We start from the raw sequence: 1,256 nt of genomic DNA, 5'->3' as shown, positions 1-1,256 counted from the left end.
CCGACAGCCGTCCCGACAACGGGCGGCCGCGGTTCGGCGGGGTCGGCTCTCCGGTCGGGCTACGCCCTCCCTGCGAACCGACCTCGCCGAACCGCTCTCATCCAGATTGACGCGCTCGTCTCATCCTGATCGACGCACAGCAATCCCTCGCGATTCCATCAGGTCGGGTTCCGCTCTATTGAGCCGAAAAGGATAATTCGGCGCTGATGCACAGACTGGAAGACCAGTGCATCGCAGAGGGCCGGTGCAGCCCTGGTCGGTATAACCTTAGATAAAATGCTTGTGTAACTACGCGCAGCATTGATTCAAAGCCTGGCAATGCCTTTCCGGTCACCGCGGATGTGTTCGCGTAACACGCCAATCAGCCCCGCGCTGCCGCGAGTGCCTCAGGTATAATGGCTTGAATTTCCTCCGCCCGGTCTGCCGGCGCGGGGTGAGTAGAAAGGAAGGCTGGTATGCCGGCGCTGCCGAGTTTGTCCATGCGGTGCCACAACGCGACCGCGTCTCGTGGGTCGAATCCAGCCTGCGCCATCATGAACACTCCGAGCCGATCGGCCTCACGCTCCTGAGACCGCCCATACGGCCGCGCCAATCCGAATTCAGCCCCAATGCCCAGGATACCAGCGATCTCCCGAGCAAACGCGACGTCGTTGATTTCAAGCAGGAAGGATACAAGCCTTAGGCCCCATTGCCGCGCGAGCTCCGCCGTAACCCGCTCTGCCGAGTGCTCGGCAACTATATGTCCGATCTCGTGACCAATAATCGCGGCGAGGCCACCTTCGCCCGCTGACACTTTGATCATGCCTTCGTAAACGCCGATCTTGCGACCCGGGAGCGCAAAGGCGTTTATGGTGGGTTCGGCGAAAACTTCAACTTCCCAACGGGACGGCTGTTCTCCAGTGGCCGCAAGGAGGCGCCACGCGACTTCTTGCAATTGCCGCCGGGCGCCGGCGTCGCGGGAAGCTGCCTTAGACGCCTTGAGGCGCGCCCAGGTCTCCGCGCCGAGCCGCTCCACCTCTTCCTGCGAGACGAACAACGCACCAATCTGGTCGCATCCGGTTAGAGCCGGTGCGGCAACTCCGACGGCGAGAAAGCCGAGGATACGACGGCGGCTCAGTCCGCACGGGCTGGCTTTCGGTAGGAACGATCGACAGGTGCACATCGAACGGGAGAACTCCGCAAGGCGCGATAGAGTTCTGGACTAAAGATCCTGTCAGAGATTGCGCAAGGCGAGAATGCTAGGGCCGCTGTCAAAT

1 protein-coding gene is annotated in these 1,256 nt (G+C 61.5%); it reads right to left on the bottom strand.

What is annotated here, in order from left to right; genetic code table 11:
* Positions 1 to 361: 361 nt before the first annotated feature.
* Positions 362 to 1,036 (bottom strand): M48 family metallopeptidase, encoded by a 675-nt coding sequence (locus BUQ68_RS22550; protein WP_175577890.1) that lies wholly within the window; start codon positions 1,034 to 1,036, stop codon positions 362 to 364.
* Between the last annotated feature and the right edge of the window lie 220 nt (positions 1,037 to 1,256).

The organism is Mongoliimonas terrestris, assembly GCF_001927285.1.
Taxonomy (GTDB): Bacteria; Pseudomonadota; Alphaproteobacteria; order Rhizobiales; family Pleomorphomonadaceae; genus Chthonobacter; species Chthonobacter terrestris.
Note: the sequence above shows the minus strand (reverse complement) of the source record. Positions and strands in the feature narration are given on the sequence as shown.